This window comes from uncultured Williamsia sp., from assembly GCF_947494875.1.
Taxonomy (GTDB): Bacteria; Actinomycetota; Actinomycetes; order Mycobacteriales; family Mycobacteriaceae; genus Williamsia_A.
This window is the reverse complement of record NZ_CANLWM010000006.1, coordinates 22,918-38,892: the sequence shown is the minus strand read 5'-3', so window position 1 is coordinate 38,892 and position 15,975 is coordinate 22,918. Positions and strand designations below refer to the sequence as shown.

The 15,975-nt window shown below is 69.1% G+C and carries 16 protein-coding genes; 6 read left to right on the top strand and 10 right to left on the bottom strand.

Annotated elements, in window-relative coordinates; genetic code table 11:
- Window positions 1-24 precede the first annotated feature (24 nt).
- A complete protein-coding gene (gene phoU, locus Q1A98_RS14455; protein ID WP_299574806.1) occupies window positions 25-690 on the top strand; it encodes a phosphate signaling complex protein PhoU in 666 nt (221 codons plus the stop codon).
- Between the two features lie 206 nt (window positions 691-896).
- On the opposite strand, the gene pstB is transcribed toward phoU, so the two are convergent.
- From pstB to Q1A98_RS14425, 6 genes are all read right to left on the bottom strand, one after another.
- Window positions 897-1,673, bottom strand: coding sequence for a phosphate ABC transporter ATP-binding protein PstB (pstB, locus tag Q1A98_RS14450; RefSeq protein ID WP_299574804.1), 777 nt, complete (start codon window positions 1,671-1,673; stop codon window positions 897-899).
- 51 nt (window positions 1,674-1,724) lie between these two features.
- Window positions 1,725-2,630: a phosphate ABC transporter permease PstA gene (pstA, locus tag Q1A98_RS14445; protein ID WP_299574802.1), complete on the bottom strand. Its 906-nt coding sequence runs from the start codon at window positions 2,628-2,630 to the stop codon at window positions 1,725-1,727.
- A complete protein-coding gene (gene pstC / locus Q1A98_RS14440) occupies window positions 2,630-3,718 on the bottom strand; it encodes a phosphate ABC transporter permease subunit PstC (protein ID WP_299574799.1) in 1,089 nt (362 codons plus the stop codon). Before pstC ends, pstA begins: the two co-directional genes overlap by 1 nt.
- An 89-nt stretch (window positions 3,719-3,807) precedes the next feature.
- Complete coding sequence (pstS, locus tag Q1A98_RS14435; protein ID WP_299574796.1) at window positions 3,808-4,923, bottom strand: phosphate ABC transporter substrate-binding protein PstS; 1,116 nt, start codon at window positions 4,921-4,923, stop codon at window positions 3,808-3,810.
- Window positions 4,924-5,216: 293 nt separating this feature from the next.
- Complete coding sequence (gene mshD, locus Q1A98_RS14430; protein ID WP_299575362.1) at window positions 5,217-6,095, bottom strand: mycothiol synthase; 879 nt, start codon at window positions 6,093-6,095, stop codon at window positions 5,217-5,219.
- A 25-nt stretch (window positions 6,096-6,120) separates the two neighbouring features.
- The gene (locus Q1A98_RS14425; protein WP_299574793.1) at window positions 6,121-6,891 is read right to left on the bottom strand and encodes a response regulator transcription factor; all 771 of its coding nucleotides are present in this window, start codon (window positions 6,889-6,891) and stop codon (window positions 6,121-6,123) included.
- 127 nt (window positions 6,892-7,018) lie between these two features.
- Here Q1A98_RS14425 and Q1A98_RS14420 point away from each other — a divergent pair, with 127 nt between their 5' ends.
- From Q1A98_RS14420 to Q1A98_RS14410, 3 genes are all read left to right on the top strand, one after another.
- Entirely contained in the window at window positions 7,019-7,936 is a 918-nt protein-coding gene (locus Q1A98_RS14420; RefSeq protein WP_299574790.1) for a DUF2993 domain-containing protein, read from the top strand.
- 270 nt (window positions 7,937-8,206) lie between these two features.
- Window positions 8,207-9,046 (top strand): sulfurtransferase, encoded by an 840-nt coding sequence (locus Q1A98_RS14415; protein WP_299574788.1) that lies wholly within the window; start codon window positions 8,207-8,209, stop codon window positions 9,044-9,046.
- Entirely contained in the window at window positions 9,046-9,357 is a 312-nt protein-coding gene (locus Q1A98_RS14410) for a DUF1416 domain-containing protein (RefSeq protein WP_299574785.1), read from the top strand. Before Q1A98_RS14415 ends, Q1A98_RS14410 begins: the two co-directional genes overlap by 1 nt.
- Before the next feature lie 69 nt (window positions 9,358-9,426).
- Here the strand turns inward: Q1A98_RS14410 and Q1A98_RS14405 are convergent, their stop codons facing one another.
- Window positions 9,427-9,804 carry a nuclear transport factor 2 family protein gene (locus tag Q1A98_RS14405; protein ID WP_299574784.1) on the bottom strand — a complete coding sequence of 126 codons (378 nt, stop codon included), beginning with the start codon at window positions 9,802-9,804 and terminating at the stop codon, window positions 9,427-9,429.
- Between the two features lie 155 nt (window positions 9,805-9,959).
- Between Q1A98_RS14405 and Q1A98_RS14400 the strand changes: the two genes are divergently transcribed.
- Both Q1A98_RS14400 and Q1A98_RS14395 read left to right on the top strand, forming a co-directional pair.
- Window positions 9,960-10,622, top strand: a complete 663-nt coding sequence (locus Q1A98_RS14400) for an FABP family protein (protein WP_299574782.1) — start codon at window positions 9,960-9,962, stop codon at window positions 10,620-10,622.
- Between the two features lie 58 nt (window positions 10,623-10,680).
- A complete protein-coding gene (locus Q1A98_RS14395) occupies window positions 10,681-11,226 on the top strand; it encodes a DinB family protein (protein ID WP_299574780.1) in 546 nt (181 codons plus the stop codon).
- A gap of 212 nt (window positions 11,227-11,438) precedes the next feature.
- Here Q1A98_RS14395 and cydC read toward each other — a convergent pair whose 3' ends face one another.
- From cydC to cydB, 3 genes are read right to left on the bottom strand one after another with little or no spacing between them, the layout of a single operon-like run.
- Window positions 11,439-13,217, bottom strand: a complete 1,779-nt coding sequence (gene cydC, locus Q1A98_RS14390) for a thiol reductant ABC exporter subunit CydC (protein WP_299574777.1) — start codon at window positions 13,215-13,217, stop codon at window positions 11,439-11,441.
- Complete coding sequence (gene cydD, locus Q1A98_RS14385) at window positions 13,210-14,898, bottom strand: thiol reductant ABC exporter subunit CydD (protein WP_299574774.1); 1,689 nt, start codon at window positions 14,896-14,898, stop codon at window positions 13,210-13,212. Before cydD ends, cydC begins: the two co-directional genes overlap by 8 nt.
- Window positions 14,895-15,974: a cytochrome d ubiquinol oxidase subunit II gene (gene cydB / locus Q1A98_RS14380; protein ID WP_299574771.1), complete on the bottom strand. Its 1,080-nt coding sequence runs from the start codon at window positions 15,972-15,974 to the stop codon at window positions 14,895-14,897. Before cydB ends, cydD begins: the two co-directional genes overlap by 4 nt.
- Window position 15,975: the final 1 nt, after the last annotated feature.

Here is a 15,975-nt window from a genome sequence, read left to right as displayed (position 1 = left end):
GCCGGGTGTGAGTAGTCTCGGCGTATGCGTACTGCGTACCACGAGCAGATGGCGGAGTTGAACGCCGTCCTGGGCCAGATGTCCGAGCTGGCGGGCAAGGCCATGGAACGGTCGACCCAGGCCCTGCTGCAGGCCGATCTCGCCGTCGCCGAGTCCGTCATCACCGACCACGAGGAGATCGTCCGTCTGTCGGCGGCCGCCGAGGAACGCGCGTTCGCACTCCTCGCCCTGCAGGCCCCCGTCGCGGGCGATCTGCGCGCCATCGTCAGCGGCTTCCAGATCGTCGCCGACGTGGACCGGATGGGCGCGCTGGCTCTGCACGTCGCCAAGGTCGCCCGACGCCGGCACCCGAACAAGGCTCTGCCCGAAGAGGTCAACGGCTACTTCGCCGAGATGGGCCGGCTCGCCGTGCAGATGGCGCTGAACGCCCGTGAGGTGCTCAACAACCAGGACCCGACCGCCGCACTGCGCCTGCAGAGCGACGACGACGCGATGGACGACCTGCACCGTCACCTCTTCACGGTCCTCATGGACCGCGAGTGGAGCCACGGCGTGGCCGCCGCCGTCGACGTGACACTGCTCGGCCGCTACTACGAGCGCTTCTCCGACCACGCCGTCCTCATCGGTCGGCGCGTGGTCTTCCAGGCGACGGGAAAGACCCCCGAGCAGTTCGCCGACCTCGGCGCCTGACACCCCACCTGCCGCGCGCGAGACCACCGCGTCGAGTGGGCGGCAGGACGCGTCGAGTGGGCGGCAGGACGCGTCGAGTGGGCGGTTGCGCACACTGAACATCTCCGAGCGCCCAGTCGACGTCGCCAACCGCCCAGTCGACGGGGTCACGGCATGACAAAGGCCCCCACCGAATCCGGTGGGGGCCTTCGTCGTAGTTGAGTCGATCAGCCGAAGCGGCCGGAGATGTAGTCTTCCGTGGCCTTCTGCTCCGGGTTGGAGAACATGGTCTCGGTGTCGTTGATCTCGATGAGCTGACCCGGCTGGCCGACGCCGGCGAGGTTGAAGAACGCCGTCTTGTCACTCACGCGCGCAGCCTGCTGCATGTTGTGGGTGACGATGACGATCGTGTAGTCCTTCTTCAGCTCGGTGATCAGGTCCTCGATGGCGAGGGTCGAGATCGGGTCGAGCGCAGAACACGGCTCGTCCATGAGGAGAACCTCCGGCGAGACGGCGATCGCACGGGCGATGCACAGACGCTGCTGCTGACCACCCGACAGGCCGCCACCGGGCTTGCCCAGACGGTCCTTCACCTCTTCCCACAGGTTCGCGCCCCGCAGGCTGCGCTCGGCGACCTCGTCGAGCTCCTTCTTGTTCCGGACGCCCTGCAGCTTCAGTCCGGCCACGACGTTGTCGCGGATCGACATGGTGGGGAACGGGTTCGGGCGCTGGAACACCATGCCGATGGTGGAGCGCACGCTCACCGGATCGACCCCGCGGCCGTAGATGTCCTCGCCGTCGAGGAGCACCTTGCCCTCGACGCGAGCGCCCGGTGTCACCTCGTGCATCCGATTCAGGGTCCGCAGCACGGTCGACTTGCCGCAGCCCGACGGGCCGATGAAGGCGGTGATGCTGCGCGGCGCCACCTCGAGCGACACGTTCTTCACCGCGTGGAACGCGCTGTAGTAGATGTTCAGGTCTTTGACGTCGAGACGCTTGGCCATGTCTTCGGTCCGTTTCGATCGGTGGTGGTCGTGGGCGGGAAGCGGTTCCCGCTAGGCCTTTTTGGGAGCGAACAGCTTGGACACCAGCTTTGCGCCGAAGTAGACGACGGCGACGAGGATGACGAGCGTCAGCGCGGCACCCCACACCTGGTCGAAGGAGTCGGAGCCGTTGTTGTACTGCTGCACCATCATCAGCGGCAGCGACTGCTGGTTGCCCTCGAACGGGTTGTTGTTGATCGCTCTCGTCGAGCCGACGAGGATCAGCACCGGCGCGGATTCACCCATGACGCGGGCCACGGCGAGCATGACACCGGTGACGATCCCCGACAGTGCGGTCGGCAGCACGATGGACGCGATCGTCCGCCACTTGGGGACACCCAGCGCGTACGACGCCTCCCTCAGGTCCTGCGGGACGATCTTCAGCATCTCCTCGGTGGAGCGCACGACGATCGGGACCATCAGCAACACAAGGGCCAGGGCCACGACGAAGCCAGAACGGGGCAGGCCCAACGTCGTCCGCCACACGGCGTAGACGAACAGTGCGGCGACGATCGACGGGACACCCGAGAGGATGTCGACCATGAACGTGGTCACCCGCGCGAGCACCGACTTCCCGGTGGCGTACTCGACGAGGTAGATCGCGACGAAGATGCCGATCGGGATGGAGATGACCGCTGCGAGCAGCGTCTGCTGCAGGGTGCCGATGATGGCGTTGAACGCGCCGCCGTGCAGCTCGTCGAACTGCCACCAGTTCACCGACAGGATCGGCTCGATCCCGCGGGCGACGAGCGTCACGAGGAGCCACACCAGCGGGGCGAGGGCGATCAGCAGCGCCAGGCTGACGAGCACGAGCGCGACGTTGTCGGTGACCTTGCGGCGCAGCGTGACCTGCGTGAACCCGGCAGGGGTCCGTTTGACCGGTCCGAGGTCGGGACGTTCGGTGGTGGTGGCGGTCATCACTTGGCCTTCCGTGTCACGACCGAGCGGGCGGCGGCGTTCACGACGAACGTCAGGACGAACAGCGACAGGCCCGCGGAGATGTACGCACCGGTCTTCAGCGGCGAGTCGAACTCCGCCGCGTTGTTGGCGATCTTGGTGGCGAAGGTCTCGCCGCTCTCCATGAGGTTGAAGTCGAGCGGGCCGGCCGTCGAGATGATGAGCAGCAGGGCCATCGTCTCGCCGAGCGCGCGCCCGAGGCCGAGCATCGATCCGCTGATGTAGCCGGAGAACCCGAACGGCAGGATCGCGACCCGCACGACCTCCCACTTCGTCGCGCCCAGCGCGAGGGCCGCCTCGCGATGACCGACGGGCGTCTGCACGAACACCTCGCGGGTCACCGCGGTGATGATCGGCAGGATCATGACGGCCAGCACGATGCCACCGGTGAGCATGGTGCCGCCGGTGGACATGTTGGCGACCTGGGTCGGCTCGTTGAAGAACGGCAGGAACGACAGGTTGCCGACGAGCCACGTGTTGACCGGCACAAGCGCCGGGCCGAGGACGAGGATGCCCCAGAGGCCGTAGACGATCGACGGCACCGCGGCCAGCAGGTCGACCAGGTAGGTGATCGGACCGATGAGCCGCTTGGGCGCGTACTGCGTCAGGAAGATCGAGATACCGAGGGCGACGGGCATCGCGAGGATCAGCGCGATGACCGAGACGACGACGGTCGCGTAGAGCAGGTTGAGGATGCCGAACTGCAGGTTGTCACCGTCGGTCACCCAGGTGCCGGTGTAGGTGAAGAAGTTCTCGGAGTTCTTCATCAGGGCCGGCACGGCCTGGATGATCAGGAACAGTGCGATCAGGCCGATGAGCAGCGAGACCAGAAGGCCGGATCCGACCGAGAGAGTGCGGAAGATGCGATCGCCCAGCCGGGTGACGGAGCCGGATCCGTCCTCGGGGCGATCGGCGTTGTCACCGGTCGGGGTGGGACCGGGGATCACCCCGTCCATCGGGTCGGGTCCGCTGAGCGAGGATGTCGTCATGGATCCTTCGAGGTCGGCCGTACGACCGGCGCGCAGGTCGTCGCCGTGCAGTTCGGTCATGTCGGGGGTCTCCCAAGTCTCTCAACCGGTGCCGCGGGTCCGCAATCTCACTTGTGAGATCACAGACCCGCGGCGGGGTCAGCCGAAGATCAGCCGAGGGCGTTGATGGTGCCCATCAGCGTCTGCTTGTACGAGTCGGGCAGGGCGACGTATCCGATGTCGGACAGACCGCTCTGACCCTTCTCGACAATGGTGGACAGCGCCGACTTCAGCACCGCACCCTTGTCGCCGGTGTAGCCCTTCGAGCACACGACCTCGTAGGTCGTGAGCATGAGCGGCCACGCACCGGTGGTCTTGGTCTCGAACAGCTTGTCCGTGTCGACCTGGAGGTCCTTGCTGCCCGGGGTCTTGAACTGCACCTCGGACAGGGCCTTCGACGCGGTGTCCCCGGTCAGCTGTGTGGCACCCGAGCCGAAGTCCATCTGGGCCAGGCCGAGGTTGTTCTGCTCGGCGAAGCCCCACTCGACGTAGGTGATCGAGCCGGCGGTCTTCTTCACGGTGTCACCGACGCCGGTCGACTTGGCAGCGGCCGAGCCGCCCTGACCCTTGAACGTCTTGTCGTGCTCGTAGGGCCAGTCGCTCTTCGCCGTGTCCTGCAGGAACCGCTGGAAGTTGTCGGTGGTGCCGGAGCTGTCGCTGCGGTGGACCGGGACGATCTTCTCCGACGGGAGGTTCTTGCCCGGGTTCAGCGCGGCGATCGCCGGGTCGTTCCAGGTGGTGATCTTCGAGTCGAAGATCTTGGCCAGCACGCTCGGGTTGAGCGTCAGGCCCTCGACACCGCTCAGGTTGTAGGCGATGGCGACGGGGCCCGCGACCAGCGGGATGTGCCAGGCGTCGTTGCCGGCGCAGCGGGTCTTGGCCTGCGCGGCCTCGTCGGTCTTCAGCGCCGAGTCGGACCCGGCGAAGTCGACGTCACCGGCGAGGAACTTCTTCACGCCGTCGCCGGACCCACTGCCGGTGTAGTTGAGGACGATCCCACCGTTGCTGGAGAGGACGTCCTGGAACTTCTGGACCGCCTTCTGCTGCGCGGTGGAGCCCTCGCCGCTGATCGACTGGCCGCTGAAGCTGTTGTCGGCGCTCGAACCGCCCGACGAGCTGCTCGAGTCCGCCCCGCCGCTGCAGGCCGAGAGGGTGAGAGTTGCTGCGGCGACGATGCCGACGGCGATCGCGCCGGTCCGGGTCGCCGAGCCCCTGTTGAGATTCACGCCAGAGTCCTCCGATGAGTGTGTGCCGGGGAGCAGTCGAGCACCTGCCCCGTGTCGCCTCGCGATGACGCGGGCAGGGGACCACCGCCCCGGTGCCGTGTGGTCGGTTGAAAGCTATGGGCCGGTGGTGGACGGTCGACCGACGCTCGGTGAACGGAGGGTGAATTGATCTCGCCTGCACACGACGCGGCGGCGAACGCAGCCGCGAGGTCGTTACCCGAGGTGACGACGTGTTTCGCGCAACGATCCGGACTGCGGTCCAACGACGTGAGGTGGACCACTTACTGCGGCGGTCAGCCGTAGGCGACGTCCACCGAGTGGCGGGTGAAACCGAGGCGGTCATAGGTGTGCAGGGCGGCCGTGTTGTCGCCTTCGACGTACAGCTCGACGGTGGTCAGACCCGACCGTTCGAGGTGGGCGATGCCGGCGAGGGTGAGCAGACGACCCAATCCCCTGCCCTGCGTGCCCGTGTCGACGCCGACGACGTAGACCTCGCCGATCTCGGGCTCGTCGTCGGTCGCGGGATGCACCTTCGTCCAGTGGAAACCGAGCAGGGTGTCCGGGTCGGATCGGTCGAACACCAGGAACAGTCCCTCGGGGTCGAACCATCCCGACGAGGTGCGCGCGTCGATGTCGTCCTGCGTCCAGCCACCCTGCTCCGGGTGCCACGCGAAGGCGGCATTGTTGACGCGCAGGATCTCCGCGTCGTCCTGCGGTCCCACATAGGTGCGCAGCACCAGGTCGTCGGGGACCTCGAGAGCGGGCAGCGGCAGATCGGCGTCGTTCAGCGGCCGTCGCATCGACAACAGCTCTCGCAGCGGCTTCAGGCCCAGGGAGGTCGCGAGTGCCGAGGCCGCCGGCAGGTCACCGTGTGCCCAGACCCGCGTGGGCGGTGACGCGGCGTCGAATGCTGCGTGCAGCAACGACTTCCCGTGGCCGGACCCCCGATGGTCGGGGTCGACGGCCGCCTCGATCATCGCGGGCTCGCCGTCGCGGCCGGGGGTGATGTTGGCGTACCCCAGCAGATCACCGGCGTCGGAACGGAACACGACATGTGTCACCCGGTCGGTGTCGATGCCGACGACGGCCTGCTCGGAGAGCGGCGCCACCCCGTCGACACGTTCTGCCCTTTCGGCCAGAGCATGTGCGGCGCGGGCGGTCTCGGCGTCCAGCGAAGCCAGGACCTTCTGGCCGGCCTCAGCCACCGTTGCTCATCGATCGCAACTCGTCGTCGAGATCTTCGGTGGTGTCGTCGTAGTCGGCGTCGAGGTCGTCGTCGCGACCGTCGGCGTCTCGACCACGAGCCGGACGGACGGCCTTGTACCCGACGTTGCGGACGGTGCCGATGAGCGACTCGTGCTCGGCGCCGAGCTTCGCGCGCAGACGCCGCACGTGCACGTCGACGGTACGGGTACCGCCGAAGAAGTCGTACCCCCAGACCTCCTGCAGCAGTTGCGCTCTGGTGAACACGCGGCCTGCGTTCTGGGCGAGGTACTTCAGGAGCTCGAACTCCTTGTAGGTGAGATCCAGGGGACGGCCGCGCAGGCGCGCGGTGTACGTCCCCTCGTCGATGATCAACTCCCCCAGCGACACCCTGCCCGCGGCCTCCTCGCTCTCGCCGCCACGGGTGCGGACGACGAGCAGTCGCAGGCGGGCGTCGAGCTCGGCCGGACCGATGGTCGGGAGCAGGAAGTCGTCGAGACCCCACTCGGCGTTCACCGCGACGAGACCGCCCTCGGTGAGGACGGCGACGACGGGAACCGATGCCCCGGTGCTCCCGAGGAGCCGGCACAGTCCGCGTGCCGCGGCGAGGTCGGTGCGGGCGTCGACGATCGCGACGTCCGCATTGCCCGCCTCCATCAACGACGACACCTCGGTCGGCGCGACGCGGACCGTGTGGGCGAGGAGTGCGAGCGACGGGACGACCGATTCGGGGGCGGGATCTGCCGTCAGCAACAAGAGATCCATGCGAGCTCCGATCTCCGGCGGCGGTCTCTCACGTGTGTACGCTGCAGCGACGACGATGCAGGGTGAGGGAAAGGATAGCGCTTCACCCTGGACGAGCCCGTATCGGCGGCGCGGTGAGGAGCCTGGAGTGGTCGGCAGCCTGCGCAGTCGGCCCCGCCTCCGCCGCGTTGTCTGGGGCCTCGTGATCGTGGTCGTCGTCGCCGTTCTCGGGGCCCTCGGCACCGACACCGCCATCGCGATCAACGCCGAGCGCAGCCTCGCGCGAGCGTTCGTGGAGCCGACGAACGGCAATCGCGGACTGCCCTTCGAGCCGGAGGTCACGATCTCGGGCTTTCCCGCGTTCCGCTCGGTTGCCGACGGCCGGTATTCATCGATCGGGATCACCGCGCGCGCGGTGCCGGTGTACGCAGGCGACAGCTGCACCGTGAAGGACCCCTGCCACGCCGACCTCCGCACCCGCCTCCGCGACGTCCGCGTCCCGGCGGCGTCGATCTCGAACCCGTTCCCCCAGGGCGCGGTCTTCATGGAGGTCGGATCCGCGACCGCGTCGACGACCCTCGACTCCGTGGCGATGGGACGTCTGCTGGGGATCGACGACCTCACGGTGAACACACCTGCACCCGAGGGCGCCGCCGGAGGTGGCGGCCCGCAGGACGGTCTGCTGAGTCGCACGTCTGGCGTACTGCTCACCGGCAGCGTGTCGCCGGGTCCCGGTCGACCCGACGAGAAGGTCAGCGTCACCGTCGACCTCTCGACCGTCGGTGGCGCCCTCCGCCTCTCCGCCACCGGCTTCTACGACGGCCCCGAGGAACACTCCGACACCACGGTCGCCGAGGCGGACCGGGCAGCGGTGCTCAAGCGCTTCTCCGCCACGGTCCCCGGCCTGCCGATGGCATGGGGGGCGACGGCGACATCCGCCCGGAGCAGCGGGAGCGACATCATGATCGAAGGGACTCCGCACAGCCGGACCTGGGATCCCGGGCTCTTCCTGACCGCGCAGAGCACGGAGATCTACATGATGTACACCGACGCCCTCCCCCGCTGACCATCAGTGACCTTTGTTACTGTCGGCGCCATGCAGTCGCGTCGTGAGTACTTGCTCACCCGCCGCCGGGCGATCGATTTCTGTCGACTCGCCACCTGCTGCTGTCGCTGACACCGGTCCGCGACGCGCAGTCGTCTCGTGACCGTCCGTGCCGACGGTCTGATCTCCTCACCGTCCGCCGTGTCGGTCCACGCCCGTTCTCGCGCCGCTCGTCGCGGTCGTCGTCTCGGCATCTCGCACCACCGATCCGTTCCACCCGAAAGGACCACCATGGCTCGCTCCGATGTCCTGGTCAGCGCAGACTGGGCTGAGCAGAACCTGACCACCGACTCCGTCGTCTTCGTCGAGGTCGACGAAGACACCAGCGCCTACGACGGCGGCCACATCCAGGGCGCCGTCAAGCTCGACTGGAAGACCGACCTGCAGGATCAGGTCCGTCGCGACTTCGTCAACGCCGAGCAGTTCGGCGACCTGCTGAGCTCGCGCGGGATCAGCAACGACGACACCGTCGTGCTGTACGGCGGCAACAACAACTGGTTCGCCGCCTACGCCTACTGGTACTTCAAGCTCTACGGCCACCAGGACGTGAAGCTGCTCGACGGCGGTCGCAAGAAGTGGGAGCTCGACGGCCGCCCGCTGTCGACCGACGCCGTCTCGCGTCCGGCGGCGAGCTACAAGGCCTCCGACCCCGACCTGTCGATCCGCGCGTTCCGCGACGAGGTCGTCGACGCGATCGGCAGCAAGAACCTCGTCGACGTCCGCAGCCCGGACGAGTTCACCGGCAAGATCCTCGCGCCGGCCCACCTGCCGCAGGAGCAGAGCCAGCGTCCCGGCCACATCCCCGGTGCCATCAACGTGCCGTGGAGCAAGGCGGCCAACGAGGACGGCACCTTCAAGTCCGACGAGGACTTGGCCGAGCTGTACAAGGAGGCAGGTCTCGACGGCGAGAAGGACACCATCGCCTACTGCCGCATCGGTGAGCGGTCGAGCCACACCTGGTTCGTGCTCAAGGAGATCCTCGGCCACCAGAACGTCAAGAACTACGACGGCAGCTGGACCGAGTACGGCTCGCTGGTCGGTGTACCCGTCGAGCTGGGGGAGGGCAAGTGATGTGCGCAGCACCGAAGCAGGGTCAGAAGCTGCCCGCGGGCGTCGACGTGGAGAAGGAGACGGTCCTCACCGGCCAGGTCCTCGACGGTGACGGACAGCCCGTCGGCGGCGCGTTCGTGCGCCTGCTCGACGGCTCCGGCGAGTTCACCGCCGAGGTCGTGGCGAGCGGCACCGGCGACTTCCGGTTCTTCGCGGCGCCGGGCACCTGGACGATCCGCGCGCTGTCGCCTCGCGGCAACGGCGACGTGACCGTCAGCCCCGACGGCACCGGCGTCTACGACCAGGACGTCACCGTGGCCACGACGAGCTGACCGCGCCTCCCGCACGACCACCGTCGCCCTCACCGCACCCGCGGTGAGGGCGATGTCGCGTCGCGGGACCTACCGCGGGTCGAGGAAGGTGTACAGCTCCGTGATCCGCCCGTCCCGCACGTGGCCGACATCCATGCCGGACACCACCGCCGGTCCGTCGGCCGGGCCCAGGGCCCAGGAGATCCGGCCCAGGTCTGCGACCACGCTCGGTTCCACGGTGACGGAGAACGTCAGCCCCGGAGCGTCCTGCTGCAACGACCGGATCTTGGCGTCGATCGCGTCATGCCCCGACACCGTTCCCTCCTCGTCATGGAATCCGGCGTCGGGGTGATAGAGCTCCTCGACGAGTCGCCGGCGGGCGACGTCGTCGGTGATCGAGAACACCTCCGCCACGTTGCGCCGCATCACCTCTGCGATCGCACCGGGCTGGGACGCGTCGTCGGACATGGACGCCGACGATACCCACCCCACAGCGCAGTCGTAGACTGGTCACGTGGTCATCTTCTTCGAGATCCTGCTGGTGATTGCGACGGTCGCGATCGTGTGGTTCGGGCTGTACACGCTGTACCGCCTCATCACCGACGAGTCCTGACACGTCCGACGTGAGCGACCCCTCCCCCGACGGCCCCGTCCCGGGCAGCGCCGACGAGGCGATCGCCGATGCGGCGCGCCGTGCGGAGATCACCGCCGACCGCAACATCCCGTCCCTCGCCGGCCTGGACGCGCCCGACGACACCGCGAACCTGCGGCAGGGCCCCGACCTGAATCCCGCACTGCTCGGCCTGCTGCCCCTGGTCGGTGTGTGGCGTGGTCTCGGTGAGGGCAACGACCCCGAGACCGGCGACTACCCCTTCGGCCAGCAGATCGTGATCAGCCACGACGGCGGGCCCTACCTGATGTGGGAGTCGCGCTCGTGGCGCATCGACGACGACGCCCACTTCGTCGGCCCCGATCTCCGTGAGACCGGGTACTGGCGGATCTCCGGACCCGACTCGGACGAGACCATCGAGTTCCTGGCCACCCACGCCGAGGGCTGGATCGAACTCTTCTACGGCAAGCCCCTCACCCAGACGTCCTGGGAACTGGTGACCGACGTCGTCATCACGTCGGCGTCGGGCTCCGCGGGTGGGCGCAAGGTGGGTGGCGCGAAGCGACTGTACGGTCTCGTCGACGACGGCGATCTCGCGTACGTGGAGGAACGCGTCGACGCCGACGGCGACCTCGTACCGCGCCTGTCGGCGAAGCTGTCACGGCACGTCGGCTGATACACACATCCGCCGGAGGGCTGATGCACCACCGCATGCGTGGTGAGAAGCTGTTCGCATGATGATCGCGACGGCCAGCATCCCCGGCGAACGGGAGACCCTCATCGAGATCTGGGGCGACCAGCGCAGGAGCCTGTTGGTGACCGTGAACGGGATCTCCGAGGAGCAGGCTCGCACTCCCGGGCCGGTCGGCACGCTGACGCTCGGCGGCCTGATCAAGCATCTCGCGCTGTTCGAGGAGTACTGGATCGCCACCATCCTCGCGGCCGACCCCGACGCCGAGTTCGACGTCGACCTCGAGGAGCGGTATCGGATGTCGGAGGACGAGACGTTCGCGGGATGGCTGGAGAGGTACACGAAGCAGTCCCAGCTCACCGACGAGTTCGTCGCGACCGTGCCCGATCTCGACGCCGTCATCCCCATCCCGATCGCACCGTGGGCCCCGGTCCGGCAGCACCACACAGTCCGCCGCATCCTGCTGCACATGTTTCGGGAGACCGCGCACCACTCGGGCCACGCCGACCTCATCCGCGAGTCCCTCGACGGCCAGAGCACCACGAAGACCCTGGCCGCCGACGCGATCAGGAGCTACGAGCGCGGCTGACGCCCCCGGGACAGGAGAACCCCCGCACCGATCGTCGGTGCGGGGGTTCTGCAGAAATGGGACGACCCCCGCACCGCCACTTGCGTGGCCGGACCCACCTGGACGGGTGGGGGTGCGGGGGCCGGGTGACCACCGTGGATTCGCTCGGGTGACGGCGCCGCTGCCGTGAGGCGGGCGACCCGCACCGGGAGAACCCGGGCGTTGGGCGCCACCTAGCTGATGGTCACCTCACGTGTCCATAAGTCATGCAACTTCAGACCACCTCCTTCCTCGTGTACACCCGAAGTTACGCGCGGATCGTGGAGTCGGCAATCGCTTTTCGGCGTGGGGTCCTTCGCTGTGGGCGAACCGCCGAGATCGATGACAGCGGTCGCCGCACAGTCCCGCGGCAGTCGGTGCGTCACCACCACGACGGCCCGTTCCGGTTCGACGAGACCGTCGTTCGGGTCGAGCAGGGCCGCGGTGAGCGCGTCGGCCTCGTCGGCGTCGACGTTCTCGCAGGGCTCGTCGAGGAGCAGGACCGGCACCGGGCAGATCAGCGCCCGCGCGAGCAGCAGTCGTCGGCGTTGACCGGTGCTCATCGCGTCCGCACCGGATGCGAGCACGTGGTCGAGACCGCCGTCGAGTCCCCGGACCCAGCCGGCGAGGCCGACGCGGTCCAGGACGTCCCACAGCCGTGCGTCGTCGGCGTCACCGCGGGCGACCAGGAGGTTCTCGCGGATGGTCGTCGCGAAGACGTGTGCGTCGGAGGCGAACCAGCGGATCGTCTCCGCGGGATCGACCGGACCGTCTTCGTCGTGGACCGTGACAGCTCCGTCGACGGGTGGCACCAGTCCTGCGATCGTCGCGAGCAGCGTCGTCTTCCCTGATCCCGAGGGGCCCACGACGGCGACGCGGGACCCGGGACCCAGAGTGAGTCCGCCGGCGATCGGTCCGGCTGCCGGTCGGCCGGCATGACCCCACCGCACGTCCTCGCCGACGACCACGTTGGGTGTCGACTGCTCGACAGGCCGGACGTCACCGTCCGCGGTCGGTTCGCCAGCGGCGTCGACGACGGCGAGCACCCGCGACGCCGCGTCCCGACTGCGATGCAGTTGCCGGGCAGCGTCGACGAGGGGCGTGGCGGTGTCGAATGCGCTGAGCGGCAGCAGGATCAGTACTCCCAGGGTGGTCGCGTCGACCGAACCCGCGGTGACCAGACCCACGATGCACGCGACGAGGACGCAGGCACCGGAGACCGTGGGCAGGACGCCCGCGGCCCACGACCGCACACGGGTGCCGGCGTCGGCGGCTCGACGGGCACGGTCTTCCGCCGCTGCGGCACGGGCGGCGAGTTCCGCACGCCTCCCGGACACCTCGAGTTCCGCGGCGTGCCAGAGGAGCGTCATCGTGAGTGCCGCTGCCTCGTCGCGCGCCTGCGCAGCAGACCTTTCCACCAGCGCGGCGCCCCGCACCGCACACCAGGGTGCGACGACGGCGGCCACCACCCAGGCCACCGCGATCGCGGCACCGGCCCACGGCGACACCACCGCGAGGACGACGACGGATGCGATCGCGCTCACCGCGGCGGAACCGATGGGCACGACGGCGCGCACCAGCGACTCGCCCATGTCGTCGACGTCGCGTCCGGTGCGCGCGACGACGTCGGCGGGACGGATCCGGGCAGCGAGGGAACCTGCACCTCCCGCGATCGCGGCGTAGATGCGCGAACGGGCTGTCGCCATCGACCGCAACGCGAGATCATGCGTGGACAACCGCTCGAGGTACCGGAGCAATGCGCGCGAGATTCCCAGCGCGCGAACGCTCGTCACGGCGATCGCCACCGACAGGACCGGTGGCATCTGCCAGGCGCGGGTGATCAGCCAGGCCGAGAAGCCCGCCAGCGCCAGCGCACTCAGCGCGGCCAGAGCGCCCAGCGCGAGCGATCGCGCCAGCGGCCGGATCGGCAGGCCGACGATCCGTGCGGCGCGCACGAGCGGGTCGTCACGCATCGACGGTCACCCCCTCGACCGCGCTCCGCGATGGGCGGACGTCGAGCACCTGGTCGGCGGCTGCGACGACCGCGGGCCGGTGGCTCACCGCGACGACGGTCGCCCCGGCGCGGGCGCGTGCCCGGAGCGCGGCGATCACGTCGGCCTCGGCGTCGGAGTCGAGGTGGGCGGTCGGCTCGTCGAGCAGCAGGAGGTCGGCGTCTGCGGCGATCGCACGGGTGAGGGCGAGGCGTTGGCGCTGCCCGCTCGAGAGTCCGACCCCACCGGCCCCGATCCACGTCGCGGGCCCGTCGGGGAGTTCTGCGAGCACGGCGTCGAATCCGACCGCTGAGGCCGCCTCGTCGAGCGCAGCCGACGAGAGCGGTCCGGTCGCCGCGAGATTCGCGTCGACCGTGCCCGGGACGAGCAGCGGCGGTTGCGCGGTCATCGCGATCCGGCCCACGAGCCCGGACCGGGGAATGTCGGTGACGGTGACGCCGTCGATGCTCACGCGGCCCGCGTCCGGGCGGACGAGTCCGGCGATGAGGTGCAGGAGGGTGGTCTTGCCGACCCCGTTCACACCCGTGACGACGGTCAGGGTGCCCGGACGCAGCACCCCGGTCACAGCACGCGGCGCCCAGCCGTCCCGGTCGCGGACACCGACGCCGTCGAGGACGACGGTCATCTCCCCCACCGGTGACGGTTGTACGCCGTGGCGGGACGTCGGCCGGGATGTGTCGACGAGGTCGAGGACGTCGGCGGCGGCCGTGCGGCCGGCGTCGGACTCGTGGAACCGTGCACCCACCGCTCGCAGCGGCAGGTAGACCTCCGGCGCGAGGACGAGCGCGAGAACACCGTCGTACAGCGACATCTCGCCGTAGAGCAGCCGCAGGCCGATCCCGACGGCGACCAGAGCGACACACAGCGTGGCCAGGAGTTCGAGCACCGCACCCGACAGGAACGCCAGCCGGAGCGCGCTCATCGTGGTCCGACGCGACCGCTCCCCCAGCTCGGTGATCCGCTCCGCGGGCGCCTGTGCCCGGTGCAACGCCCGCAGCGTCGGGGCACCGGCCATCAGGTCGAGAGTCGCTGCGCCCTGACGGTTCATGGCGTCCAGGCGGGCGCGGGTGCGGTCGCGGGTGAGCTTCCCGATGAGCACCATGAACACGGGAATCAGCGGCAGCGTGACGACGATGATCAGCGCCGAGAGCGGATCCACCAGCGCGATCACCACCAGCACGGCCGGAGTCACGGTCACGGTGAGAGCGAGTGTGGGGACGAACGACGTCAGATACGGCTCCAGCGCGTCGAGTCCGCGGGTGAGGGTGATGAGCGCGTCGGCGCGACGGCGGTGCAGGTCTCGCGGTGCGGTGCGCGCCGGGTCGGTGAGCGAGTCCAGTGCCCGGCGACGCAGGTCGGCGATCACCCGCCCGGCTGCGCGGGTGGCCAGGCGGTCGTGGACGACCGCAGTCGCCGCACGCACCGCGATCGCTGCGACGAGCACCAGCAGGTGTGTCCGCTGCGCGGCGACCGTCCGTGCGGCCGGGTCGCTCACGAGGTCGGACAGGATCGAGGCGACCATCACCGCGGTCACCACGACCGTTGCGGCGGAGATGATGCCGCAGACCGCCGTGACCACGATCGTGCGCACGGCCGCGGGTGACGTCCGCAGCAGCCGCGGGTCGATCGGCGCCGCGCTCATCGCGCGCTCGCATCACGACGGAGGGGGATGCCGACCGAGGCCGGGATCTGCTGCAGTGAGATGCGCTGTCGGAAAACCCAGTACGTCCAGGCTTGATACCCGATCACGACGGGCAGCACCACCAGAGACGCCCAGGAGATGATCCGCAGTGTGTACGCGCTGGACGCGGCGTCCGCGATCGTCAGGGAGAACGCGGGGTCCAGCGTCGACGGGATGACCGCGGACCAGAGCGACCCGAACAGCAACACCGTCATCGCGACGATGGCGGTGGCGGTGGTGGCGAATGCGACCACCTCGCGTCGCACACTCGGCAGCCCGTGTCCACCGGCGACCGCGACGGTCGTCGCGACGAGTGCGCCGACGCAGACCGCGGCAGCCGCGACGGTCGGTCCGCCCCCGTGGTCGACCTGGGTCCAGCCGGCGAACGCGGCGACCACGACCGCCGCCGGCGGTGCGAGCCGTCGTGCCATGTGTGTCGCCGCGACCCGCATGGTGCCGTCGGTCTTGAGCGCGAGGAAGACCGCGCCGTGGACCGCGAACAGTGCGACGGTCGTGAGCCCGCCGAGCAGGGCGTACGGACTCAGCAGATCACCGATGCCGCCGACGAACCGTCCGTCGCCGTCGATCGGTATACCGCGCACCAGGTTCGCGAACGCCAGTCCCCAGACGAATGCGGGGATCCATGACCCGGCGCCGATGCCGACGTCACACCAGCGTCGCCACCGCGGGTCGTCGATCTTGCCGCGCCACTCGATCGCGACCACCCGCAGGATGAGGCCCACCAGTACGAGCAACATCGGGAGGTAGAGGGCGCTGAGCATGCCCGCATACCAGGCGGGGAACGCCGCGAACATCGCTCCGACGGCGGTGATCACCCACACCTCGTTGCCGTCCCACACCGGTCCGATGGTGTTGAGCACCACGCGGCGTCGGGTGTCGGCCTCGGCGGACGTCTCCCCGCGACGGCGGCCGAGGAACGGCATCAGCATTCCGACGCCGAAGTCGAACCCCTCGAGCAGGAAGTAGCCGCCGAAGAGTACCGCGATGGCGAGGAACCAGATCTCGGGCAGTGACATG

Coding starts and splice junctions, on each gene's coding strand:
- Q1A98_RS14395 (WP_299574780.1), top strand. CDS start 10,681: ATGATGATCGCGACGGCCAGCATCCCCGGCGAACGGGAGACCCTCATC.
- Q1A98_RS14415 (WP_299574788.1), top strand. CDS start 8,207: ATGGCTCGCTCCGATGTCCTGGTCAGCGCAGACTGGGCTGAGCAGAAC.
- cydD (WP_299574774.1), bottom strand. CDS start 14,898: ATGAGCGCGGCGCCGATCGACCCGCGGCTGCTGCGGACGTCACCCGCG.
- phoU (WP_299574806.1), top strand. CDS start 25: ATGCGTACTGCGTACCACGAGCAGATGGCGGAGTTGAACGCCGTCCTG.
- Q1A98_RS14425 (WP_299574793.1), bottom strand. CDS start 6,891: ATGGATCTCTTGTTGCTGACGGCAGATCCCGCCCCCGAATCGGTCGTC.
- pstB (WP_299574804.1), bottom strand. CDS start 1,673: ATGGCCAAGCGTCTCGACGTCAAAGACCTGAACATCTACTACAGCGCG.
- cydB (WP_299574771.1), bottom strand. CDS start 15,974: ATGTCACTGCCCGAGATCTGGTTCCTCGCCATCGCGGTACTCTTCGGC.
- pstA (WP_299574802.1), bottom strand. CDS start 2,630: ATGACCGCCACCACCACCGAACGTCCCGACCTCGGACCGGTCAAACGG.
- Q1A98_RS14405 (WP_299574784.1), bottom strand. CDS start 9,804: ATGTCCGACGACGCGTCCCAGCCCGGTGCGATCGCAGAGGTGATGCGG.
- pstC (WP_299574799.1), bottom strand. CDS start 3,718: ATGACCGAACTGCACGGCGACGACCTGCGCGCCGGTCGTACGGCCGAC.
- Q1A98_RS14410 (WP_299574785.1), top strand. CDS start 9,046: ATGTGCGCAGCACCGAAGCAGGGTCAGAAGCTGCCCGCGGGCGTCGAC.
- cydC (WP_299574777.1), bottom strand. CDS start 13,217: ATGCGTGACGACCCGCTCGTGCGCGCCGCACGGATCGTCGGCCTGCCG.